At 67.0% G+C, this 21,859-nt stretch carries 22 protein-coding genes; 8 read left to right on the top strand and 14 right to left on the bottom strand.

All coding sequences use genetic code 11. From position 1 onward, the window contains the following. Nucleotides 1-5 precede the first annotated feature (5 nt). The 7 genes from RI032_RS18305 to RI032_RS18275 form a co-directional block, all read right to left on the bottom strand. Nucleotides 6-410 carry a response regulator gene (locus RI032_RS18305; protein WP_019337750.1) on the bottom strand — a complete coding sequence of 135 codons (405 nt, stop codon included), beginning with the start codon at nucleotides 408-410 and terminating at the stop codon, nucleotides 6-8. 136 nt (nucleotides 411-546) lie between these two features. Further along, nucleotides 547-2,001 carry a surface lipoprotein assembly modifier gene (locus tag RI032_RS18300; RefSeq protein ID WP_322547449.1) on the bottom strand — a complete coding sequence of 485 codons (1,455 nt, stop codon included), beginning with the start codon at nucleotides 1,999-2,001 and terminating at the stop codon, nucleotides 547-549. Nucleotides 2,002-2,091: 90 nt separating this feature from the next. Beyond that, entirely contained in the window at nucleotides 2,092-2,856 is a 765-nt protein-coding gene (locus RI032_RS18295; RefSeq protein ID WP_019659846.1) for a Slam-dependent surface lipoprotein, read from the bottom strand. Between the two features lie 263 nt (nucleotides 2,857-3,119). Next, nucleotides 3,120-6,239, bottom strand: coding sequence for a TonB-dependent receptor (locus RI032_RS18290; RefSeq protein WP_322547448.1), 3,120 nt, complete (start codon nucleotides 6,237-6,239; stop codon nucleotides 3,120-3,122). 184 nt (nucleotides 6,240-6,423) lie between these two features. Next, on the bottom strand, nucleotides 6,424-7,380 hold the full coding sequence (locus RI032_RS18285) for a FecR family protein (protein WP_322547447.1): 957 nt from the start codon (nucleotides 7,378-7,380) through the stop codon (nucleotides 6,424-6,426). Between the two features lie 82 nt (nucleotides 7,381-7,462). Then, nucleotides 7,463-7,966, bottom strand: coding sequence for an RNA polymerase sigma factor (locus RI032_RS18280; protein WP_322547446.1), 504 nt, complete (start codon nucleotides 7,964-7,966; stop codon nucleotides 7,463-7,465). Nucleotides 7,967-8,119: 153 nt separating this feature from the next. Continuing rightward, on the bottom strand, nucleotides 8,120-9,046 hold the full coding sequence (locus RI032_RS18275) for a LysR family transcriptional regulator (protein ID WP_134958192.1): 927 nt from the start codon (nucleotides 9,044-9,046) through the stop codon (nucleotides 8,120-8,122). Nucleotides 9,047-9,196: 150 nt separating this feature from the next. Here RI032_RS18275 and RI032_RS18270 point away from each other — a divergent pair, with 150 nt between their 5' ends. The 4 genes from RI032_RS18270 to RI032_RS18255 all read left to right on the top strand — a co-directional run bounded on the left by RI032_RS18270 (nucleotide 9,197) and on the right by RI032_RS18255 (nucleotide 11,997). Next, nucleotides 9,197-10,063: a pirin family protein gene (locus RI032_RS18270; RefSeq protein WP_134735438.1), complete on the top strand. Its 867-nt coding sequence runs from the start codon at nucleotides 9,197-9,199 to the stop codon at nucleotides 10,061-10,063. 72 nt (nucleotides 10,064-10,135) lie between these two features. Beyond that, on the top strand, nucleotides 10,136-10,816 hold the full coding sequence (locus RI032_RS18265; RefSeq protein ID WP_049448034.1) for a hydrolase: 681 nt from the start codon (nucleotides 10,136-10,138) through the stop codon (nucleotides 10,814-10,816). 56 nt (nucleotides 10,817-10,872) lie between these two features. After that, the gene (locus RI032_RS18260; RefSeq protein ID WP_005409869.1) at nucleotides 10,873-11,514 is read left to right on the top strand and encodes a hydrolase; all 642 of its coding nucleotides are present in this window, start codon (nucleotides 10,873-10,875) and stop codon (nucleotides 11,512-11,514) included. A gap of 84 nt (nucleotides 11,515-11,598) precedes the next feature. Further along, entirely contained in the window at nucleotides 11,599-11,997 is a 399-nt protein-coding gene (locus RI032_RS18255) for an OsmC family protein (protein ID WP_134958189.1), read from the top strand. A 110-nt stretch (nucleotides 11,998-12,107) separates the two neighbouring features. Here the strand turns inward: RI032_RS18255 and RI032_RS18250 are convergent, their stop codons facing one another. The 6 genes from RI032_RS18250 to RI032_RS18225 form a co-directional block, all read right to left on the bottom strand. After that, complete coding sequence (locus RI032_RS18250; RefSeq protein ID WP_049409507.1) at nucleotides 12,108-12,437, bottom strand: hypothetical protein; 330 nt, start codon at nucleotides 12,435-12,437, stop codon at nucleotides 12,108-12,110. Between the two features lie 98 nt (nucleotides 12,438-12,535). After that, entirely contained in the window at nucleotides 12,536-14,281 is a 1,746-nt protein-coding gene (locus tag RI032_RS18245) for a putative porin (RefSeq protein ID WP_322547445.1), read from the bottom strand. Between the two features lie 42 nt (nucleotides 14,282-14,323). Continuing rightward, complete coding sequence (gene tolA, locus RI032_RS18240) at nucleotides 14,324-14,989, bottom strand: cell envelope integrity protein TolA (RefSeq protein ID WP_164191084.1); 666 nt, start codon at nucleotides 14,987-14,989, stop codon at nucleotides 14,324-14,326. A 39-nt stretch (nucleotides 14,990-15,028) separates the two neighbouring features. Next, the gene (locus RI032_RS18235; RefSeq protein WP_005409874.1) at nucleotides 15,029-15,442 is read right to left on the bottom strand and encodes an ExbD/TolR family protein; all 414 of its coding nucleotides are present in this window, start codon (nucleotides 15,440-15,442) and stop codon (nucleotides 15,029-15,031) included. 10 nt (nucleotides 15,443-15,452) lie between these two features. Then, nucleotides 15,453-17,237 carry a DUF2341 domain-containing protein gene (locus RI032_RS18230; protein ID WP_322547444.1) on the bottom strand — a complete coding sequence of 595 codons (1,785 nt, stop codon included), beginning with the start codon at nucleotides 17,235-17,237 and terminating at the stop codon, nucleotides 15,453-15,455. 38 nt (nucleotides 17,238-17,275) lie between these two features. Further along, nucleotides 17,276-18,892: a ShlB/FhaC/HecB family hemolysin secretion/activation protein gene (locus RI032_RS18225; RefSeq protein WP_322547443.1), complete on the bottom strand. Its 1,617-nt coding sequence runs from the start codon at nucleotides 18,890-18,892 to the stop codon at nucleotides 17,276-17,278. A 201-nt stretch (nucleotides 18,893-19,093) separates the two neighbouring features. Here RI032_RS18225 and RI032_RS18220 point away from each other — a divergent pair, with 201 nt between their 5' ends. Next, nucleotides 19,094-19,429, top strand: a complete 336-nt coding sequence (locus tag RI032_RS18220; protein ID WP_322547442.1) for a hypothetical protein — start codon at nucleotides 19,094-19,096, stop codon at nucleotides 19,427-19,429. 90 nt (nucleotides 19,430-19,519) lie between these two features. Here the strand turns inward: RI032_RS18220 and RI032_RS18215 are convergent, their stop codons facing one another. Beyond that, the gene (locus RI032_RS18215; protein WP_049437547.1) at nucleotides 19,520-19,969 is read right to left on the bottom strand and encodes a general secretion pathway protein; all 450 of its coding nucleotides are present in this window, start codon (nucleotides 19,967-19,969) and stop codon (nucleotides 19,520-19,522) included. 115 nt (nucleotides 19,970-20,084) lie between these two features. Between RI032_RS18215 and gspH the strand changes: the two genes are divergently transcribed. From gspH to RI032_RS18200, 3 genes are read left to right on the top strand one after another with little or no spacing between them, the layout of a single operon-like run. Beyond that, nucleotides 20,085-20,531, top strand: a complete 447-nt coding sequence (gene gspH, locus RI032_RS18210; RefSeq protein ID WP_322547441.1) for a type II secretion system minor pseudopilin GspH — start codon at nucleotides 20,085-20,087, stop codon at nucleotides 20,529-20,531. Beyond that, a complete protein-coding gene (gspI, locus tag RI032_RS18205; RefSeq protein ID WP_260364809.1) occupies nucleotides 20,528-20,890 on the top strand; it encodes a type II secretion system minor pseudopilin GspI in 363 nt (120 codons plus the stop codon). Before gspH ends, gspI begins: the two co-directional genes overlap by 4 nt. After that, nucleotides 20,887-21,501: a prepilin-type N-terminal cleavage/methylation domain-containing protein gene (locus RI032_RS18200; RefSeq protein WP_260364810.1), complete on the top strand. Its 615-nt coding sequence runs from the start codon at nucleotides 20,887-20,889 to the stop codon at nucleotides 21,499-21,501. Before gspI ends, RI032_RS18200 begins: the two co-directional genes overlap by 4 nt. Nucleotides 21,502-21,859: the final 358 nt, after the last annotated feature.

The following is a 21,859-nucleotide window of genomic DNA, read 5'->3' as shown; positions in this document are numbered from 1 at the left end:
CGCAATCAGGCGATGCCCGCAGAGACCTGCGGCGCCGCCACCAGCCCGGCCAGCTGCTGCACCAGGGTTTCGATGTGATAAGGCTTGGTACAGCGCGGCGCGCTGGCGAAGCGGCTGGGCAGGTTGTCGTCGTAACCGGAGGTCAGCAGGAAGGGGGTACCCGCCTCGGCCAGCCGATCGGCCAGCGGATAGACCTGCTCACCGCCCAGGTTGATGTCCAGCAACGCCACATCGATGGGATGGGTATCGACCAGCTGCCCCAACGCCTGCAGGTCACCGGCAGGCCCCACCACCTGTGCGCCTTTCAGCTCCAGATAGTCGACCAGGAACATCGCGATGGCGAATTCATCCTCCGCCACCAGTACACGCAGCCCTTTCAGGCCCTCTGGTTTGTTGCCCGCTTCCAGCACGACCGGCGCTCCTCGATACACGCGGCCCACCTCTGCCGCAACGCCCGCAGGATGCGCGAACCGGGCTACAAGAGCGCGTGATGATGGATGAAGGTCGCGGCCACGGCGCGTTCACCGCGGCATTGCAACGCCGCGTTCAGAAGGCCCGTTCCCACTTCAGGCTGAGCAGGCTGCGGTCGTGGCTGTACAGCCAGCCGACGTTGCTGTCGATGCGCGCGTAGCGCAGGCTCAGGCTGGGTACCAGCCCGGCCACGGCCAGGCGCTCGCTGCGCACGATGGCGATCAGGTTCTGTTCGTCGTCCTGCCTGCGCGCCTCCAGCAACGGACTCCAGGTGTCGTAGTCGCGCTGGCGCAGCGACACGAATACGGTGGCCGTGGTGCCACTCCACTGCCGCGCCGCGCCCAGCCGCAGGCCGCGCTGGCGGTAGCCGTTGGCCGGGTCGGCTGCGCTGCTGTCGGTGACATCCAGCCCGGCGAAGACCGTCCAGCGTGGATTGAGCGCGCGGAACCAGGTGGCGTACAGCGATGCCAGCTCGCCGTCGTAGTTGCTGGCAAGGCCCTGCTGGCGGTAGCGCTGGCGCTTCCAGTCAGCCTCCAGCTTGAGCAGGCTGCGTGCATCCAGGGCGTACTGCCATTCCGCGTGCACGCCACTGCCGCCCTGCAGCGCATGGTTGCCCAGGGCCTGGTAGTCATAGCTGGGGGCGAGCATCACGGTCTGCCGTGCACTACGCCAACTGTAACCCGCCTGCACGTTGGCATTGAGCTCGTTGTACGCACTGTGCCCGCGCCATGCCTGACCGAAGGCGAGACCGCGCACGTACAGCCCATGATGCCCGCCGAGCACCCAGCGCCGTTCCAGGCTGGCGTCGTAGTCGAGGCCCGCCGCGCGCTGGGCGTCCGGCAGTTTCCGTTCGATGATGCAGGCGTCGCCCACGCCGAACAGGCAGGTGCGACTGGCCGAACTGCGGTTGATGTTGTCACTCCATGCCGGGCCGGCGGACAGCGCGCCTTTCCAGCGCTGGCGCGCCTGCAGGGCACCCAGGTAACCGTCCACGCGCGCGCGGACGCCGGCCGTGGCCGGATCATCGGCATTGATGCCTGCAGCGATGGCGGTGAACAGCGCGGCCGCATCGCGATCGCGCTGGTCTTCCGCATAGACACGTGCCAGCTCGAGACGGGCCGGCAGGAAATCCGGCTGCGCCGCCAGCAGCGCTTCGTACTCCATCGCCGCGCGACGATGGTCGCCTGCCACCCGCGCCAGCGCCCCCTGCGCATAGTGGCGCAGCAGGGGGTCATGCCCCGGCAGTTCGATGTACTCATCGAGGAACGCAGCGGCGGCCTGCCATTGCTGATGCTGCAGAGAGAGGTAAAGGGCCTGGCCAAGATCATCGACGGTGCGCTCCACGCGCAGCGTCTGGCCGTCGATGGTGATGGTCGGCCGCTCCGACTCGGCCTGCTGCAGGCGCTGCTGGTCCTGCTGCTGGTGGCGCAGTTCGGAGCCCTGTTCAAGCACACGACGAAGATCGTCCTGCTGAGCGCGCACCTCGGTGGCAGCCAACAGCAGTACGACAAGGAAGATGGAATGGCGCATGGTCGATCCGTGGTGGTGCATGCAGCGGGCCGAAGCAGGGACTGGCGGATCGCGGCTTGTCCCTGCCCTGCCCCGTCAGGGGCGTGGCGATCAGTTCTTGCTGCCGCCGAAGGCGGTGTCGTACTGGCTGTTGCCGCTGAAGGTGGCGATACCGGCCAGGGTGGCCGCGTTGGCGCCGAAGAACTGGCCCTGGGTGGTGCCGGCAACGCTGCCGTTGGCGGTGGCGGTGCCGGCGAACGAGGCGTTGGCGCTGTTGATGTTGGCGTTGACGTTGATCGACAGGCCACCACCGCTCAGGCCACCGAGCAGGGTGCCATTGCCGAAGTTGGCGCGGAATGTACCCGACAGCAGGTTGCTGCCATTGAACTTGTTCAGGCCTGCCACGCTGTAGGTGGCCACGCCGGCCGGGAGCGTGGTGCCGGCACGGTCGCCGACGAAATAGACCTGGCGGTTGTTGAAGCCACCAGCGGCGCCATCCTTGGACCACTCGCCGAACCACACATCGCCGCTGCCGACCTTGACGAAGTTGAAGTGGCCCATGCCGGAATGGCTGCCCGGGGTACCGGTGATCGGCATGGCCAGTGTGCGTACGGTGACACCATTGACGGTGGTCGGGGCCGAGTAGGCCGCCAGGCCCTGGAAATCGACCGGCTTGGCATTGGACACGGTGCCAACGCCGATACCGGCCTTGCCGGCCGAGTGCGGGCCGCCGTTGACTTCCGACGCACCCACCTTGACGTACAGCTGCGCATCGGTCGCCGGGCTGGCAGCGCCGACGATGTCGGCCGCCTGCGCAGTGCCGGCCAGGGCCAGTGCAGCGGCGACGGCCAACAGGGAACGGTTGATCATTTTCATGGTATTGCTCCTTGGGTTGAGGGAACTACGGGTACAACACAAAAAGGAACGGCGGGCCCCAACGAAATGCCTGCGCGACCGGAACGGTGCGGACCGGCATTGAGTGTCGATTCGCCTGCGTTGATGTAATGGACGCCGTCCTGGGCCGGGCTCTGCCCGCCAGCGATGTCGGCAGCCATGACCGGCATGGAAGCCAGCAGGCCGATCGAAAGTACAAGGGTGCGGGGCTGTTTCACGGTTGATTCTCCCTGTCGAATGCGGACTCAGAAGCGCGCGGTGATGCCAAGCTTGATCGTGCGGCCCGGTGCCGGAAGCGTTGAGCGTGTTGCCGGGTCGACGTAATAGCGGTTGCCGAGATTGCTGCCGACCAGCTCGACGCTGGCGTGCTGGTTGAAGCGCCAGCGGGCGTAGGCATCCACCGTGGTGATGTTTCCCCAGGTGAAGGGCACGTTCTGCCAGAGCAGGCTGCTGCCCCCGGCGATCAGGCGGTCGCGGTAGGCCTGCAGGTCCGGATTGTCGTGCCGCTGGTAGTGCACGATGCGGCTGCCCAGCTCCAGGCGCTCATCGAACAGGCGGGTGCCGAGTGACCAGTTCACCGACAGCTTCGGCGTGGCCTGGGTCAGCAGATAGCCGCTGACGAAGCCATCCTGGACGCAGTTGGGCACCCGCCCCTGGTCCGCATCCAGCCGTACCGCCGAGCTTTCATCGCAGACTTCGTTTTCAAGGATGCGGCTGATGCCCAGATCGGTGAAGAAGCGCCGGTTGTCGAAGCGCGCCTGCAGCTCGATGCCGCGGATGGTCTGCTTGTCGATGTTGTCGAACATGAAGTACGCATCACGCTCGATGACATTGCGGGTCTTGTGCACGTAGTAGGCCAGCTTGACGTCGGCATCGGCGGTGTTGCCGAACAGCCCGGAAAGGTTGTGCACGTACCCCAGCTCGTAGTTGTAGGCATGCTCCGGCTTGAGTGGATACAGCGGATTGAGGCTGCTGGAGAACGCAATGGTGCTTTCGAACATGCTGGGGAAGCGCACCGCCTCGCTGTAGCGCAGATAGGCACGAGCGGCCGGCGAGAAACGCACCGTCGCCGAGAACGTCGGCAACCAGGCGTGATCGCGGTGCCGTTCGTTGCGCCCGGCCACCGACTGCATCGCCCCGCCCCCGATCCTGCAGCGGATGTCGGTGCCGAGGACCATCGGCAGCAGCCCGGGGATGGCGGCGACCTGGCCGTTGAGGCAGGGATTGGTGGCTCGGCTGTAGTTGCCGTTTGCATCGGGCAACCAGGGAATGCCGTGCTGGACCTCCCTGGGTGTCTCGTACTTGCGCAGCAGGTCGGCCAGCGACTGATCGACGATCCAGCCCATGCCGATGCTGTCCCAGAATTCCCGCTCGCTCTCGAGTGCGTCGATCTCGCCCTGCAGGCTGTCCGGCCGCGGCGGCAGTTCATTCACCCGGTACTGCGCTTCGCGCGGCACGATCGAGGTCGTCTGCAGTTCCGGGTGGGCCTGCAGGAAGTCGTCGAACGCCCAGTAACGGCTGTAACGCACGCCGGCATTGAGGGTCAGGACGTCGACCGGACGCCATTCCAGCGTGAGGTAGCCCTCGCCCTCCTGGCGACGGCCGGCACGCGGGTACATGCGCCAGCCGTCGGACGGGCCGAAATACGGGTCACGCGAACCGAGCTTCTCGTATTGCCAGTTGCCGCCCACGGTCAGGTCCAGGGTCGAATGCAGGGCGAAGCGGTTGCTCAGGGTCAGGCCGGTCCGGTCGTTGCTCGCATTTGCCAGCGCGGTGTTGCGCAGAATCGGGCTGGCGCCGGCATTCCAGTCCGGATTGCCCGGGGCGAAGTTCGGAAAGCCGCCTGCGGTGTAGGTATCGCTGTCCGTCTCTGTGCGCCACAGGTTGGCGTAGAGGTCCAGCCAGCGGCTGGCGGCCGGCTGGAAGCGGTACTCCAGGTTCCAGGCATCGGACGCAACCCGGCTGAGCGGCCACTGGATGCGCCCATAGTCCGGTGCCGACAGGATGCGCGACGGCATGATCTCGCCGTAGTGCGACAGCGTTCGCCGCCAGGTCGCCTTCAACTGCTGGTCATCGTTGATCTGCCAGCTGCCCTTGACCAGCCAGGACTCCTGTTCGCTGGAAGTATTGGGCACTTCATCGCCGGGCTTGAAGTAGCGCGCCAGCGTGGTGATGTAGTCGATGCCCTGGTACTCGAACTGCTCGCGCCGGTCCTGGTCGTAGTAGGCGCTGCCCTGGGTCCCGGAGAAGTAGTTGCCGCGCTTGCGCCAGGCGTAGGCGGCCATCAGGTCGACGTTGTCGCCACGCACGCCCAGCGCCAGGCGCCAGGCCTGGTCCTCGCCATCGAAGGGGTTGTTGCCACTGCGCGACTTCACCGGCACCACCAGGGTGCGGTCGTCGTAGGGCGAGTTCGGCGAGCCCTGCGGGAACCCCGGCACGGTGCGGTAATCCTCGCCGGTGTGCAGCCGCGGCAGGCGTGGCGCCACCGCATTGCTGCTGCCTTCGATCTTCAGCTCCCCGCCGAAGCGCTCACCCGTTTCCACGATGTCATCGACGTCGATGGTCTTGATCACCAGCGCGCCACCGATCCCGCTGTGCACATCGCGCACCAGCCCTGGCCCCTTGATGACCTGGATGCCACCCATCAGGTTGGGATCGATGTAGTTGCGGTTGCTGACGCCGTTGTAGCCGCGCCAGACCGTGAGCGCCTGTTCGCCACCGTCGATGCTGACCGGCACCCGCCCCGGCCCCTGGATGCCGCGGATGTTGATGTCCAGCGCACCGCTGTTGCGCGCATCGCCACTGAACACACCGACCAGATCCTTGACCACGTCGGCCGGGTTGGAGCCGCGATAGCGCTCCACCCGGTCGCGCCCCGAATACGCCGTGGTCAGGTCCAGCGCGAACACATCATCGTAGCCGCGCCGATCACGCGCCTCGCCCCCTTCCGACTGCAGGCGACCGGCCACGTCCAGTGTTTTGGTCACCCGCACCCCTTCCCCCTCACCCGCCTCCGCTGCGGCCCGCAGGCTCCAGGTACCGTCCATGCCGCGCTGTGCACGCACGCCGCTGCCGCGCAACAGCTGCTGCAGTGCCTGCATCTGGCTGTACTCACCACTCACTGCACTGGAGCGGCGGCCCTCCACCAGGTCACTGCGGAACACCACCTGCACATCGGCCTGGCGGCCAAAGGCACGCACGGCGTCGGCCAGGGGCTGTTCCGGAATGGTGTACTGGCGCAACGGTGCGACGACCACCGGTTGCGCCTGCACGGCCGGCACCCAGGCCAGCGGCAGCAATGCGGTGGAGATGGCAAGAGCCAGGACGGTGGCGCGACGATGACAGGCGGATGCCGTGGACGGCATGGACAGGAACTCCTCAAGCGTGGCGGAACCACGGGCACATCCAGTGCCGGTGGCATGTCTGGCTTGAGGAGAAACGGTGTTTCGCTCTGGCTATACCTCTATAGACAGCAGGGCACAGCGAGTGCCCACGGCTTTTTCATGTTTTTTTTCCATGTGGGGCGCTGTGCGCTGTGCCGCAGGCACCTCACCACACCACCAGCGCTCCGCCGGGCAAGCGCTGCACACGCAGTCCTGCCTGCGCGGCCACCGCATTGATGGCGGTCTCCGATTGCTGCAGGTGGAACAGGCCACTGACCCGCACGCTCGCGCCCTGCCCGCCCAGTACCCAGACCGGAGCACGACGGTAGCGCGCCAGATCGGCGATGGCCTGCGCGGCCGGCTGATCGTCGATCACTACCTCGCCACGCCGCCACGGCGCCATGGTCGCGGTATCTTCCAGCTGCACTGGCTGCAGCCAGCGACCGTCACGGAACACACGTGCCTGCCCGGCATGCAGGCGCTGCACACTGCCATCACCCGGGCGCACATCGACCCCGCCCTCGCTGACCTGGGTCAGGACCGTGGTGTCCTGCATCGACACGCTGAAGGCCGTGCCGATGTCACGGATCTGGCCGCCCGCCGCCTCCACCTGGAACGGGCGCGCCTCGTGCGCTACCTGGAACCAGGCCTGGCCGCGCAGCAGACGAAGGTGGCGCTGCTGGCCATCGAATTCAATCGCCAGTGCGGTGCCGGCGTCGAGTACCGCGGTGCTGCCGTCCTCCAACTGCACCATGCGCGGTGCATCGCCGCTGTGCAGGTCACTGCGTGCCAGCAGCAGCGCGTGCGGCGCAGCGGCAACCATCAGGACCACGGCGGCAGCACTGGCCAGCAGCCACGGCAGTCGGCGGCGTGGCGCGATCGGGCGCAGCCCCTGGCGGTCTTCGGTCAGTTCGGGCAGCGCGGCCAGCACCTCCGGCCCGGCGGCATCCAGCCCCCGCCAGAAGGCCTGCTGCTGGCGCCATGCCAGCGCATGGCGGGGATCGGCCTGCAGCCAGCGCTGCAGGGTTCGTTGCTGGCGTTCCGGCAGCGGGCCTGCACTGCACCGGATCACCCAGCGCAACGCCTGCCTGGCCTGACGCGGCGAGGGTTCGGACGTGGTCATGGTTGTGGCCTGCCGCACCGCGAACGGGTGCGCCTTCCTGTTGTGACAACGGCGGGCGCGATCTGCCCACGGCAATCACGGCTCATCGGCGTGTTGCCTGCTGGTGCTGCTGGATCAACAGTGCCGCGCGCATTACGTATTTGCCGACCACGCTCTTGGAAATGCCGAGGCGCGCGGCGATCTCGCGCTCGCTCAGGCCCAGGTAACGGTTGAGCACGAAGCACTCGCGTACCTGCGCCGGCAAGGCAAGGATGGTCCGGGTGATCTCGCGCAGCTGCGCCTGGTCCAGCACCTGGACCTCGCCATCATGGCCTGCATCGGCCATGTCGACGGCGTACTCGGCCATCGCGCGCCGCTCGCGGGCATCCGCCTGGCTGCGGTTGAGCGCGTGATGGTAAGCCATCCGGTACAGATAGCCGCGCGGCTCGAGGATGGGGGGATCGCCGGGTACGCTGCTGGCCTTCAGGTACAGGTTCTGCAGCGTGTCCTCGGTACTGGCCGGGTCGAGATAGCGCGCGATGAAGCGAGACAACGCACGGCGCTCGCGGATCAGCAACTCGACCAGCGCCAGGGCATTGGGAGACATAGGTGCCAAGGCCGGACCGGGGAATGATGGGCGTGATGGCGACGGTCCGGACGTGGATTGTGGGCTGCGCAGCCGCAGGCGGCAAGCCGCACCCCAAACCATCATCCACGCATGGCAGGTTCAGTAGATCCACGCCATGCGTGGATGGAAGACCTAGGGCTCGTCCAACGCATCGAAACGCTCGGCGAGGTAGTCGATCAACGCACGCACCGCTGGCAGCAGCCCCCGCCGCGACGAGAACACCGCATGCACGATGCCGTGCCTCGGCACCCACTCCTGCAGCACCGGCACCAGCGCGCCACTGGCCAACTCATCGGTGATCATCATCCGCGGCAGCATCAACAGCCCGACCCCGGCCACCGCGGCTGCGCGCAACGCGATCATGTCATCGCTGACCAGCCGCGGGCGGTGATGCACGCTAGCCTGGACCTCGCCGGGCCCACTGTATTCCCACACATGCTGCTGACTGGGCGAGGCCAGATCAACAGTCGGCATCATCGCCAGGTCGGCCGGCACCTGCGGCGTGCCCAGCCGCTGCAGCAGCGCCGGACTGGCACTGGTGCACCACACCCGGCGCGCCAGCACGCGTACCACCAGGTCACTGTCCTCCAACGGTGGCGGCCGCACCCGGATCGCCAGGTCCATGCCCTCGCCCACTACGTCGACGCGCCGGTTGGTGGCATCCAGCTGTACCGTCACCTGCGGGTGCAGGGCCAGGAAGTCGGCGAGCATCGTGCCGATGCGCGCATGCAGGATCGCGATCGGGCACGCCAGGCGGATCGTGCCGCGCGGCTCGGCGCGTGACATCGCAATGGCTTCTTCGGCCGCTTCGGCCTCGACCAGCATCGCCTTGCAGTGGCGGTAATAGTCCTGGCCGACGTCAGTGACCGAGAAGCGTCGCGTCGAACGCTGGATCAGGCGCACGCCCAACCGTTCTTCCAGCAGCGCGATGCGCCGGCTCAGTTTCGACTTCGGCATGGCCAGCGCCCGGCCGGCCTGCGAGAAGCCGCCGTGCTCGACCACCATGGCGAAGTAGAACAGATCGTTGAGGTCACAACGGCGGATATCTGCGATGAACACGGGACGATCTCCTGCGGCTCATGGCCTGCGACCATTGTTCACCAGATAGGACTATGACGGCAAATATTGGCGTCTACCGGCTCAATTGTCGCGGCGATATCGTCTCCGCAATGAAGAACAGCGGCCGGCAGCCCCGGCCAGGAGATCGCCATGAAGCGTGTCACCGGTACCTACAGCGCCCCCCGCCCGCACTGGGTGGGCGACGGATTCCCCGCCCGCTCGATGTTTTCCTACAACACCCACGGCCAGCACCTGAGCCCGTTCCTGCTGCTGGACTATGCCGGCCCCTACAGCTTCGCACCCAGCGATACCCCGCGCGGGGTCGGCCAGCATCCGCATCGCGGTTTCGAGACCGTCACCATCGTCTATGAGGGCGAGGTCGCCCACCGTGATTCGACCGGGGCCGGCGGCACCATCGGCCCGGGTGACGTGCAGTGGATGACCGCTGCCTCCGGCATCCTCCACGAGGAGTTCCATACCCCGGAGTTCAGCAGGCGCGGCGGCACGCTGGACATGGTCCAGCTGTGGGTGAACCTGCCCGCGCAGGACAAGATGGGTGCGCCGGGCTACCAGACCCTGCTTGACGCACAGATCCCCTCGGTTGAACTGCCCGATGGCGCCGGCCGCGTGCGTGTCATCGCCGGTCGATTCGACAACCACGCCGGTCCGGCGCGTACCCACACGCCGATGGATGTCTGGGACATCCGCCTGCGGCAGGGCCATCACGCCGAGCTGCCGGTGGCCGATGGCCGCACGCTGGCGTTGGTGGTGCTGAAGGGCACGGTGCGGATCAACAGCGGCCAGCCAGTCGGCGAGGCACAGCTGGTCACCTTCGACCGCAGCGGCGAAGACGTGTTCGTCGATGCGGACAGCGACGCCACCGTGCTGCTGCTCAGCGGTGAGCCGATCGACGAGCCGGTGGTGGGCTACGGCCCGTTCGTGATGAACAGCCAGGCCGAGATCGCGCAGGCGGTCAACGACTTCAACAGCGGCCGCTTCGGGCAGATCGCGCACTGATCGTTTCAAAGCGGCGGGCACTGGCCCGCCGCACCCTCCGGGCCATCGCCCACCTTTTCCAGGAGACTGACCATGAGTACCCCCGCCAACTTCAACGGTGCCCGCCCGGTGATCGATCCGGACAATGCCGCGATGCTGCTGATCGACCACCAGAGTGGCCTGTTCCAGACCATCGGTGACATGCCGTTCACCAGCGTGCGTGCCCACGCCACCGCGCTGGCGAAGATGGCCACGCTGGCAAAGATGCCGGTGATCACCACCGCCTCGGTTCCGCAGGGCCCGAACGGCCCGCTGATCCCGGAGATCCACGACGCGGCCCCGCATGCGCAGTACGTGGCGCGCAAGGGTGAGATCAACGCCTGGGACAACCCGGAATTCGTTGCTGCGGTGAAGGCCACCGGCCGCAGGCAGCTGATCATTGCCGGCACCATCACCAGCGTGTGCATGGCCTTCCCGTCGATCGCCGCCGTCGCCGATGGTTACCAGGTGTTCGCGGTCATCGACGCGTCCGGCACCTACTCGAAGATGGCCGAGGAGATCACCCTGGCCCGCGTGGTGCAGGCCGGCGTGGTACCGATGGACACCGCCGCGGTGGCCTCGGAGATCCAGCGCACCTGGAACCGCGACGATGCCCAGCAGTGGGCCGAGGTCTACACGAAGATCTTCCCGAACTACCAGCTGCTGATCGAAAGCTACCTGAAGGCCCAGGACGTGCAGAAGAACCATGAACAGCTGGATTCGCAGCGCAGCTGAGCTGCCCCCCGGGGTGCCTGCCCGCCGCCGGCACCCCTCCCAACCGGAGACCCATCATGTCCAGTGAACCGATCCGCGACCCGGCCAGCGACCACCTGCTGACCCCGCAGAATTCCGCTTTCATCATCATCGACTACCAGCCGGTGCAGGTGAACTCCATCGCCTCGATGGACCGCCAGCTGCTGGTCAACAACATCGTCGGCACCGCCAAGGCCGCAGTGGCCTACGGCCTGCCAATCGTGCATTCGACGGTCAACGTCAAGACCGGCCTGAACAAGCCGCCGATTCCGCAGCTGCGCAAGGTGCTGGGCGACTACCCTACCTACGATCGCACCACCATCAATTCCTGGGAGGACGTCGAGTTCCGCAAGGCGGTGGAAGCCACCGGCCGCCGCAAGCTGATCATGACTGCGCTGTGGACCGAGGCCTGCCTGACTTTCCCGGCTCTGGATGCGTTGAAGGAGGGCTATGAGGTGTACGTGGTGGTCGATGCCGTCGGCGGTACCTCGCTGGCGGCGCATGATGCCGCGTTGCGCCGCATCGAACAGGCCGGTGGCCAGCTGATCAGCGTGCCGCAGCTGTTCTGCGAGCTGCAGCGCGACTGGGCCCGCTCGGAAACGGTGCCGGCCTTCATGAACCTCTTCATTGAAACCGGGGGTACGGCGGGCATCCAGTTCTCGTACGATCGTACCGAGTAACTGCGTGGCGGCGCCGACCCTGGCTGGCGCCGCCCTTGGGAACGGTCGAGCATGGCTCGACGCTATAGACAGATGGAGAACGTGATGGCCTACGCACGCATTGTTTCGACCGCCGACAACTACCTGCACCACATCAGCAACGGCACATTCGATGTGGATGCGGACGAGCCTGCCTCGCTGGGCGGCCAGGGCAAGGGCTTCGCACCGTTCGACCTGTACCTGGCCTCGCTGGCGGCCTGCACCGCCATCACCCTGCGCATGTATGCGCAGCGCAAGGGCTGGGAACTGGGCGAGTTCCATGCCGAGCTGCGCTCGGAACGTGACGCGGATGGACGCTTCCACGTGCACCGCGTGCTGCATGCCAGCGCCGAGCTGAGCGATGCGCAGTGGCAGCGGTTGCTGGAGGTGGTGGAAAAGACCCCGGTGACCCTGGTGATGCGCGAAGGTGCACGCATCACCAGTGAGCGTGGGGCTGTAGCGTAATCCCATCCACGCATGGCGTGGATCTACAGACGACGCTCGCCGGGCATGGCCCGGCGCTACCGGAGCGGCGCGGGGCCATCGGGTAGCGCCGGGCCATGCCCGGCGGCCACTCAGCGCCGTGAATGCAGCACGGTGCGCTGGCGCATGGCATTGAATTCCTGCTCCACCTGCTGGATGTCTTCGGCCTGGAAACCGGCCGCATCCAGCAGCTGGTCGGCGGCGGCCGCCGCCAGCGGATCATCGTCACGCTGGCGCCAGCAGCGCGCCGGCAGGAAATAGCCCACTTCGCTGCGCCCACGCATGATCACCACCGGTCGTCCCGCATACAGCAGGAACTCCGCCAGGTGCTGGCGCAACCCCTCCACCGAGACGTAGGCCGGCCCGATGCCCAGCGACTGGCTGGACGGTTCGGGACTCTCGAACAGCTTGCGACGGCTCATCCACTCCTCCTTATGTGCAACGCGTGGTCTCCTTTCCTTAGACGGGCGCATCGCTGCGCCCCCGCCACGCACGACGTGATCCGCATCACGCCAGCCACTCAGAAGCCGGTATTGAACTCCAGCTGGAACACGTCGATCGACAGCGGCGCACCGGACACTTCCTTGGCCGCCATCCACTTGCCGCTGATCCAGCTGCGTGCATCCAGCGCATAGGCACCGCCCACGTAGTAGCCACGGGCGTTGGTGCCGCCGAGGTGGAAGTTCGGGTCGTTGTAGGCGTCCGGCAGCGCATCGGCCTCGATATGCTTGTAGCCCAGCAGCGCCTGCCACTGGCCCTTCTCCCTCAGGTCAGTGGCGCCGAAGGTGGCCTGCACCATCCAGGCGGTGTCGCCACTGCGGAAGGTATCGATGCTGGCGGCGCCACCGGCACCGTAGTTGTTGACGATGCCGTTGTTGGCGCGGCTGAACATGGCCTGCTTGTCGTAGGCCAGGTTGCGGATGTAGTCGCCATCCAGGCGCAGGCCGATGCCCTGGGCCAGCTGCGTATCCCAGCGCAGGTTGAGCGTGGCCAGGCGGAATGCCGAGGCCAGGCCGACATACTGCGGGGTCGGCGTGGTGGCCGGGTCCAGCGGATTGCGCGCGATGTCGCGGATCAGCATCAGGGTATTGCCCTTCTGCATGAACGCTGGGCGCGACCAGTCGGTATCGCAGCCCACCGCGCCCGCATATAGCGCGCACGGCGAGGACAGGCGGCCGCTGATGTTCTTGAAATCGTAGTAGCCCAGTGCGGCACGCAGCGCATTGTCGTCGTTGAAGCGCCAGTTCATGCCGACCTGTGCACCGGACAGCCACTTGTTCTCGTTCGGGGTCTTGACCCGGCTCTGGCTGGGCGCGCTGTCGGAGGTGTACTCCAGCGGTACCACGGCCAGGTTGGCGAACAGGCCGAGGTCACCACCGTCAAAGTCATACTGCAGGTTGGCGGCCAGGCCGTCGAAGTTCAGGTCGTTGGAGAACAGCGTATCGCTGGTCCAGAACGGATTGCCGAAGCGGCCGCCGCGCACCGTCACCCAGTCGGCCGGTCTGTAGGCCAGCCAGGCCTGGTCCAGCCAGACGTCCTTCTTGCTCAGGCCACCACCCAGCTGCTCGGTGGTCGACACCGGGCCATTGCTGCTGCCGCTGGCCAGGCGCACACCGGCCGTGGTGTGCTGGCCGATGGTGGCCTCGATGCCCAGGCGGGCGCGGATGCGCCACAGGTTGCGGCGGTCCTGGCGGGTGTTCAGCAGCGGCGGCAGCTGCAGGTTGGTGTTGGTGTTGGTGTCGAAGCCGTTGCCGGAGCTGATCGACGACCAGTTGCTCACGATGTCGCTGTTGCGTTCGGAGAAGAAGCGCGACTCGCTGCGCACGCGCATGTCACCGGTGACCTTGATGCGCTTGGTCCACTCAGCCACTTCGTTCGGTGCCGCCCAGCCCTCGGACCTGGCCTGCGCCATCACGTCCTGGCGTACTTCGTCACGAATGCCGTCGCGCACGCTCTGCGGCACGTAGGGCACGCGCACGTCGCCGGCCTCCAGGGCCACGCCACCGCTGGCGGCCGAAGGTGCGGTGGTCGTAGTGCGCGATGCGGCTGCTGCTTCAGCCTCGGCCTGCACCAGCAGTGCCTGGCCGTCTTCTGGCTTCAGCGCGCCGCTGGCGATCAGGCCCTTGATCAGCTTGACCATGGTGGTTTCTGCGGCCATCGCACCGGCCGGGGCGGCCAGGCTGAGCAGCACGGCGCAGCACAGCAGCGCCCGTCGGGCCGGCCGCGGGCGGCGGGAGTCGGTTCGTGCGCGGACGTGGTCGTTCATCACGGTTCTCATCGAAAGAAGGGAAATCACGGAGGTCGGGAATCAGGCGCCGGGACGGCGGCCCTGGATCAGCACGCGGGCGGGGAAATCGAGCGACGGCGGCGGTGCCTGGTCGACCTTGCCGATGCGTCGCAGTGCATCGAGCACGGCCGCGTCGGCCTCCTCGTTGCCACTGCCACGCACCAGCTCGACCTTTTCCAGACGGCCATCGTTGGACAGCCACACATTCACCTGCAGCTGGAACGCCAGGCGCTTGACCTTGTCGTCGCGCGAGATCGCCTGCTGCATCAGGTAGCCGAGATAGCGCCCATAGGTGGCATTGCCGGCGCCGCCACGGCCGACGCCGGACGAACCGCCGCCACTGCCGGACTGGATGCCGAAGTTGTCACCACCGGCCTGCGCATCGGCATTCATCGTCACCGGGTCTGCATTGTCCGGCGTCGGTGTGGGCTCTTCAGCGGGCGTCGGCTGATCCAGCGGCTCCGGTTCGGGCATCGTTTCTTCCGGTGGCGTCTCCGGCTCCGGTGGCTTTTCCGGCGGCGGTGGCGGCGGCGGAGGGGGTGGCGGCAATGCCAGCATCGGCGGCTGCACCACCGGCCTGCGGGTGCTGGCGGTGTCCTTGAACAGCATCCACCACACGGCGATGCCGAGCACCAGCAAGGCGGCCAGTACCAGTGCAACGGTCACCAGCAGCTGGCGACCGCGCATGCCGGGCTCCGGCCGAGGGGGTTGATGGGCCGTCATGCCTCAGCCCTGCGCCTTGCCGGTGACCAGGCCAACCTGGGCCAGCTCCAGCCGCCGCAGCAGGTCCAGCACCTCGACCACACGGGCGTACTGCACCTGCGCGTCACCGCGCACGATCACCGGGAAATCCGGGGTGGTCGCGCGCTCGGTGCGCAGGCGATCTTCCAGCTCGGCCATCGTCACCGGATAGGCATCCAGGAACACCTGACCACTGGGGTCGATGGTGATCGCCTTGGTCTTCGGCTTTTCCAGCGCCACGCTGTTGCTGGCCTTCGGCAGGTTGACCTCGATGCCGGGGATGGAGGCGTTGCTGGTCAGGATGAAGATCACCAGCACCACCAGCAGCACGTCGACGAAGGGCGTTACGTTGATGCCCTTCTCGCGCTTCTTGATGCCGAACTTCGCCTTCTGGCCCATGGCGCGCCCCTCAGCCCTGGACCGCGGCCGGGCCGCGCCCGTCCTGCTCTTCGGCCAGGCGCGCGGCGAACTCGTCGATGAACACCGCCATGTCGGCGCCGATCGCCTCGGCACGTGCACCCAGGTAGTTGTAGCCGAACAGCGCCGGAATCGCGACGCCGAGGCCGGCTGCGGTACACAGCAGCGCCGCGGCCATGCCCGGTGCCACCGAATTGATGTCCACCGCGCCGGCCATCGCCGCCACCACGAACACCAGCATGATGCCGATCACGGTACCGAACAGGCCCACGTACGGCGCGCCTTCGATGGTGGTCGACAGCCAGTTCATGCGCCGTGCCATCGCTTCCTGCTCGCGCACCATCACCGCATCCATCGAGGCGCGGATCGCGGCGATGGTGGCGCCACTGAGGTAACCGCTGTTGCCATCGCGCTGGTGGCGCTGCTGCATTTCATCGATGGCCACCTGGTAGATCCGCCACAGCGAACCGTCGTGCATCGCGGCCGGCGCCTTGCCCTGGCGGTCCATGTCGGACAGCGTGCGCAGCGGCACGCCGGACAACTTGCCGAAGCTCTCGGTGAACACCGCGTTGGCCTTGCTGGTGCGGCCGAAGTGGCGCCCCTTGGCGATCATGATCGCCCACGACAGCAGCATCATCAGGCCGAGGATCGCCACCACCACCCAGGCGTCGAACGGCATTGCCTTGAGGATGAAGGCGAAGTGGCTCTGACCGGCGGACTGCTCGTCGGCACCGTAGCTGATCAGGCGCGAATCGGCGCCCTGTGCGGTGGCATCGGCCAGCAGCAGTGCCGCCGGTCGTGCCACGCGCGAGATACGCAGCTCATCCAGTGCGCCCTCGAAATTGGCCAGCGGCTGCACCGCGCCAGGAGCATCGGCGCCCACCACCGGGGCGGTGCCCAGCGCCGGCAATTCGCCGCTCAGCTGTGCGACCACGCGGCCATTGAGGTACAGCTGCAGAGCGCCCTTCTCCGCAGTCAGCGCCACATGCGCCCACTGCCCTTCCGGAATCGGCTGTGCCGGCGTGCTGCGCTGGCCATTGAGCTGCACGAACGGCACCCGGTTCTCGATGCCCAGCACCAGTTCGGAAGCACCGTCACGACGGGCGTAGATCGCCTGTGCGGCGTTGTTGCTGCCCGGCTTGATCCAGGCCGAGACGGTGAGCGGCGCGCCCGCCTCCTGCGCAAGCGATGCGCTGGCCGGCAGCGGCAGCGGGGCTGCGCCCAACTGAACGCCGCGGCCGATTACCGAGCCTTCCGACGGCGGCGCCACGGCCCCGGCGTTGTTTCCATAGGCGGTGGTGTCGCGTGCCGGCGCATTGGCCTCGGCAAAGTGGTAGACCAGCGTGTAGTCCGGGTCGAACACCTGCTGGCCATTGCCGCTGGCCGGGGCCTTCTCGTTGCCGTAGTACATCCAGATCGTCTGCGGTGCTGCGGCGCTGACCGCCGGTACGTCCACCCAGACCAGGGCCAGGCCCAGCTTGGGATCGAACTGTTCGATCTGGTGGGCCAGCACGGTGCGGCCATCACCCGAGACGAAGCGCAGGTCGTTGCCCGCGTCCTGGGTGCCGTCGAAACCGAAGTTGCCGGTATGCAGGCGCAGCAGCAGCGGCGTGCGACCCGGGTCACCGGCCAGGCCCGCGCCCTGCGGGCCGGCGTCGACGGTGATCGGCTTGCGGTACTTCCATTCGGCCTGCCACCAATTGGCATCGGCCGCAGCGACCGGCAGCGCAACCAGCGCGGCCAGCAGCAACAACACTCGGGAAAGCAAACGGTCCATGCGAAGGGTCTCCGGAGAACGCATGTTCAAGGGAAGGGTCAGTAACTGGTGCTGATGTTGAAATGCAGGCGCGGGTCGTCCTTGCGCGTGACCGGGCCATCGGCGTAGGGCCAGGCGTAGTCCAGGCGCAGTTGCAGGTGTTCGCCGAGGCGCAGCTGCGCGCCCAGGCCGACCGAGGCCAGGTTGTACTTGTCACGCTGTTCGGGCAGTGGCTGGCGCAGGCGCAGGTAGGCGGCGTCTGCAAAGCTGTAGACGCGCAGATCAGTGCTGCTCCACAGCGACCACGCCGGGGTGCGCCATTCCAGGCTGGCCAGGCCGCCGTAGTCGCCGATCGCCTCGGCCGACAGATAGCCGCGCACGGTGTACATGCCACCGGCGGCAAACTGCTCGGCCGACACCAGCGGCGCGTCGGTCACCTGCAGCGAGCCACGTGCGTACCACTGCCAGTCGTTGCCGAAGGTGTGGGTGTTGGCCACGTCGGCCTTGAAGGCCATGAAGCTCGGGTCGGCCCAATAGCGCTTCTGGCCGAAGGCGGTGGCGTCGCTGCCGTAACCGAACAGGCGGCGGGTACCGGCCACCAGCTGCGTGTTGATACTCAACTGATCCTGCTCGCCCTGGCGCACACCGACAAACCCCAGGGTGATCGGCGCGTACTTCAGCGGCGTCTTCAGGCTCTCCTTGCCCATCTGCGTGTCTTCCTCGGTGTCCTTGAAGTCCACGCCGAGGCTGAGCTGGCGCCACCACTGGCTGCTGCCGGCAAGGCGATAGTTGAGCTTGAGGCCGATCGAGTGACCGTTGCCGATCACGTTGGTACCGGTGCCGGTACCCACCTGCCCACCCGCGTTCAGCACGCGGCTGTCGGATTTGTAGCCGGACGCTTCCAGGCTCCACGGCGTACCTTCAAACGGCATCGTGTACGAGGCCGAGAACACCTTGGCCTGTTTGGTGTCTTCCGGTGCCAGGTACACGCCGATGTTGGCGCTGTGGCCGCGCTTCCACAGGTTGTCGTAGGCCAGCGATGCACTCAGGCGCAGCTTCTCGGTGTCGGCGCTGTGGTCGTTGTTGAGTGACGCGCTGGCGCGCCACGGCGACTTCTCTTCGACCTGCAGGTCCACATCCATCGTGCCCGGCACCTGGCCCTCGCGAACCAGCGGCATCACCTGGCGGCGTCCACCTTCGTTCAGCGCGGTCAGTTCCTTCTGCGCCTGGTCGAAGTCCGGCACCTTGCCTTCCGCCAGCGCTGGTACGCGTTCGCGGATGCGTTCGGGCGATTCGTGCTTCGTGCCTACGACCCGCAGCTGGCCGATCGGCGTCTGCTGTACCTTCAGCAGCACCACGCCACCACTGACCTGCTGCTCGGGCAGCTCCACGTAGACCGACTGGTAGCCCGCCTGCTGGTACAGCGCACTGACGGCATCGCGTGCCTTCTCGACATCGGCCAGGGTCTTTCCCGGGCCGAGGAAGGGCTCGACCGCGCGCTCGATCTGGCGGGGATCGAGCACGGTATTGCCGCGCACGATGTATTCATTGATGTTCACGCTGGGCGCAGGCGCCACCTCCTGCGCGAACAATGGCAGCGGCATCGCGGCCAGGGCCAGCACCAGCGGATGCAGGCGCAACGGAAGGCGGACGGCTCGGCAAGGAACAGGAGTCATCGAAGGCATCGCGTCGTATCGAAGGGAGTGGCCAGGGAGCGGCGCGTGGGTCTACCAACAGGACGTGCACGTCGCGTCAAAACCGCCAACAGTTTTGTGACAGCACTGTCATCTTTTGACGGCGCCACAACGCACGCAGGCGGACCCTGCCTTCGCCACACGTCTTCATTGCAGAACGTCGATTGCCGCGGGAAGTTCGAGATGCGTGAATCATTGATAATGAAGCTGCGCGCTGCCCTCACCCTTGCGTTGCTGCTGGTGTTGGCCCCGCTTCGCGCCGACGAGGCGAAGAAGCAGGAAGGCGCCGCGCCCTGCATCGAAGTACAGGTCAATGGCGAGCGCATTCCGGCCTGGGACTGCCTGCAGCGCAAACTTGCGCCGGCATCGAAAACGGCGAAATCACCGGCGCTGCCGGAGGCCGAACGCCTGATGCGGCAGCCCGGCAACCAACTGATGCAGTACAACCTGGAAGGCACACGACAGCGCATGGGCGATGCGTTCGGGCGCTCGGTGGTGCCGCAGCGACCTGCGCGCTGAGACAGCGCCTTTGTAGAGCCGAGCCCATGCTCGGCTGTCTTTGCATTCATCGGCGATGCCGCGCAGGAGCAGCCGAGCGTAGGCTCGGCTCTACAGTGCGGCCGGCACGATGCCATCGGTCGGTACCGGCGGCAGCTCGGGCACCGGGAGGCTACGCGATTGCCCGGCCTGGTTCAGTTCCACCGCGCTGGCACTGATGCTGGCCAGCACCGTGCAAGGTCCGAGCCGTTGGCCGGGCGCATACGCTTCCGCCGGGCGTCCATCCACCGAGAGCAGGGCCAATGGCGCATGGTCACCGGCCATCACGCCCAGCACCACCACCTCGGTCTGCACTGCACCGGGGGACAGCAGCCGCACCAGCGGCAGGCTCGCCACTGCATCGAACATCGGCCGTACCGGCGCCACGGCCTTCGCCTCGCTGGCCGCGGCCGCTGGCGCCACGGCAGACAGGGTGACACTCCAATAGGCCACCACGGCCAGCAGCAGCGTCGCCGCCAGCAGGGTCAGTATGCGATTGCGATCCCAGCGCCTGCCATCCATGTTCCGCACCACCGCCACGTTCGTGTCCGCCTACGCTAGCAGCTGTGGCTGACGCTTTTGTTTCATCATGCAAGCCTACGCTGGCAGGTGTCGACCCGGACAGGAGGCAACGTCGATGCAGCGCGTGCCGCGTGGTTTCACCCTGCTGGAACTGATGGTGGTGCTGGTGATCATCGGCATCTGCACGGCGGGCATCGGCCTGGGCCTGGGCAGCCTGCTCGACCCGGGCCGGCAGCTGCGACAGGAAGCCGAGCGGTTGGCGCAGCGCCTGCAGGTGGCGCGCGATGAGGCGCGCATCGATGGCCGCCCCCTGCGTTGGCAGGCCGACGCCAACGGCTATCGTTTCAGCCGCCGCGAAGGCAGCGGTTGGGTGACCGTTGAACACGATGATCTGCTGCGTCCGCAGAAGTGGCAGGCAACGGGCATCGCGGTGCAGCCCGCCAGCCCCATTGAGCTGAGCCCGGAGTGGATCGGTATCGCCTGGGAGCTTGGATTGTCGCTGGATGGTCGCAAACTGCGTCTTCGTGATGATGGCAGCGGACAGTTGCAGGTCGTGCAATGAAGCAAGCGACACCCGGATTCACCCTGATCGAAGTGCTGATCGCATTGGCGATCGTATCGATTGCGCTGGCGGCGGTGATGCGCTCGGTGGCAGTGGCGACCGACGATCAGTCACGGCTGCGTGACCGTCGCCTGGCACTGTTGTGCGCGCAGGATCGCTGGCAGGAACTGCGCCTGAGCGGACAGGCGCCGCAGGATGCCCGGCAGCGCTGTGTGCAGGGGCGCAGCAGCTTCCTGGTGCTTCAGCATCTGGGCACGGGCAGCGACGGCCAGCCGCAGCTGGAACTGAGTGTGGTTGCCGAGGATGCTCCCCGGCAGTCGCTGGCGAGGGTGCAGTTGCCGTGGACGGCGGCGCAATGAGGCGCGCCGTCCGCGGCTTCACCCTGATCGAGGTGATGATTGCGATCACCATCATGGGCGTACTGGCGCTGATCTGCTGGCGGACGCTCGACAGCGTGGCCAACAGCGACCAGCGCCTGCGCCGGGCCGATGCCGAGACCACAACGGCGCTGCGCGTGCTGCAGCAGTTCCAGCGTGATATCGAAATGCGTGCAGACGACGCGCTGATGAATGGCGCGGTGCGTCCGGCGGACCGTCCGCAGCGATTGCTGCCTCCGTCGCTGGTAAGCGAGCGGCACCCGGATGGCAGCTTCGCGCTGGAGATCACCCGCAGTGTCGGCAGTGATGGGCTGCGCTGGCAGCGGGTGCGCTGGTGGCGGCAAGGCAATACGCTGTGGCGGGCCAGTGGTACGGCTACGGACCAGTATCCGTTGCCGGCGCCGGAACTGTCGAAGGGTATCGCTGTGGCGCGCGGGGTGCAGCGGTTCGAGGTGCGGGCGTGGCAGCCAGGAACGGGATGGGCCGTGTTGCCGAGCGAGGGTGAGGTGCTGCCGGCCACCGGGCTGGAACTGCGGTTGGGCCTGCGCGATGGGCGTGGGCCGTTGAGTTACCGGCGGGTGCTGGAGCTTTAGGGCGCCTCCCCGCAACCCATCCACGCATGGCGTGGATCTACTGCCGACCAAGGTCGGCATCTACCGGGACACATTCGCATTGAACCTGCCCTGGTGGGTGCCGACCTTGGTCGGCACTGAAGCTGGCCAAGCCATCGATGCATGCCGTGGATCTACCGACCAAGGTCGGCATCTACCGTGACACATTCGCGCGTCGCTCCTGCCGCCGGGTGCTCTCCTGCACCCGGCGGCGCCGTGTCGGTGGTCCTCACCGCGGATGGCCGCTCCCTGCCCTCGGTGCCGTCCTGGCTGGGGCCGCCACCGTTCCGTGGCGGCTGGCCCGATGCTGTCCGTTCTTCCGGCCTGGTCGCATCCACGC

The sequence above is a fragment of the Stenotrophomonas geniculata genome, from assembly GCF_034508895.1.
In the GTDB taxonomy this organism is placed as follows: domain Bacteria; phylum Pseudomonadota; class Gammaproteobacteria; order Xanthomonadales; family Xanthomonadaceae; genus Stenotrophomonas; species Stenotrophomonas geniculata.
The sequence above is the reverse complement of the archived record's forward strand: the minus strand, read 5'-3'. Positions and strand labels throughout refer to the sequence as shown.

Bases quoted from the DNA above. Each gene is read 5' to 3' on its own strand.
- gspI (WP_260364809.1), top strand. From the start codon at position 20,528: ATGAAGCAAGCGACACCCGGATTCACCCTGATCGAAGTGCTGATCGCA.
- RI032_RS18220 (WP_322547442.1), top strand. From the start codon at position 19,094: ATGCGTGAATCATTGATAATGAAGCTGCGCGCTGCCCTCACCCTTGCG.
- RI032_RS18255 (WP_134958189.1), top strand. From the start codon at position 11,599: ATGGCCTACGCACGCATTGTTTCGACCGCCGACAACTACCTGCACCAC.
- RI032_RS18265 (WP_049448034.1), top strand. From the start codon at position 10,136: ATGAGTACCCCCGCCAACTTCAACGGTGCCCGCCCGGTGATCGATCCG.
- RI032_RS18215 (WP_049437547.1), bottom strand. From the start codon at position 19,969: ATGGATGGCAGGCGCTGGGATCGCAATCGCATACTGACCCTGCTGGCG.
- RI032_RS18295 (WP_019659846.1), bottom strand. From the start codon at position 2,856: ATGAAAATGATCAACCGTTCCCTGTTGGCCGTCGCCGCTGCACTGGCC.
- RI032_RS18300 (WP_322547449.1), bottom strand. From the start codon at position 2,001: ATGCGCCATTCCATCTTCCTTGTCGTACTGCTGTTGGCTGCCACCGAG.
- gspH (WP_322547441.1), top strand. From the start codon at position 20,085: ATGCAGCGCGTGCCGCGTGGTTTCACCCTGCTGGAACTGATGGTGGTG.
- RI032_RS18260 (WP_005409869.1), top strand. From the start codon at position 10,873: ATGTCCAGTGAACCGATCCGCGACCCGGCCAGCGACCACCTGCTGACC.
- RI032_RS18230 (WP_322547444.1), bottom strand. From the start codon at position 17,237: ATGGACCGTTTGCTTTCCCGAGTGTTGTTGCTGCTGGCCGCGCTGGTT.
- RI032_RS18225 (WP_322547443.1), bottom strand. From the start codon at position 18,892: ATGACTCCTGTTCCTTGCCGAGCCGTCCGCCTTCCGTTGCGCCTGCAT.
- RI032_RS18280 (WP_322547446.1), bottom strand. From the start codon at position 7,966: ATGTCTCCCAATGCCCTGGCGCTGGTCGAGTTGCTGATCCGCGAGCGC.
- RI032_RS18290 (WP_322547448.1), bottom strand. From the start codon at position 6,239: ATGCCGTCCACGGCATCCGCCTGTCATCGTCGCGCCACCGTCCTGGCT.
- RI032_RS18250 (WP_049409507.1), bottom strand. From the start codon at position 12,437: ATGAGCCGTCGCAAGCTGTTCGAGAGTCCCGAACCGTCCAGCCAGTCG.
- RI032_RS18200 (WP_260364810.1), top strand. From the start codon at position 20,887: ATGAGGCGCGCCGTCCGCGGCTTCACCCTGATCGAGGTGATGATTGCG.
- tolA (WP_164191084.1), bottom strand. From the start codon at position 14,989: ATGCGCGGTCGCCAGCTGCTGGTGACCGTTGCACTGGTACTGGCCGCC.
- RI032_RS18245 (WP_322547445.1), bottom strand. From the start codon at position 14,281: ATGAACGACCACGTCCGCGCACGAACCGACTCCCGCCGCCCGCGGCCG.
- RI032_RS18285 (WP_322547447.1), bottom strand. From the start codon at position 7,380: ATGACCACGTCCGAACCCTCGCCGCGTCAGGCCAGGCAGGCGTTGCGC.
- RI032_RS18235 (WP_005409874.1), bottom strand. From the start codon at position 15,442: ATGGGCCAGAAGGCGAAGTTCGGCATCAAGAAGCGCGAGAAGGGCATC.
- RI032_RS18270 (WP_134735438.1), top strand. From the start codon at position 9,197: ATGAAGCGTGTCACCGGTACCTACAGCGCCCCCCGCCCGCACTGGGTG.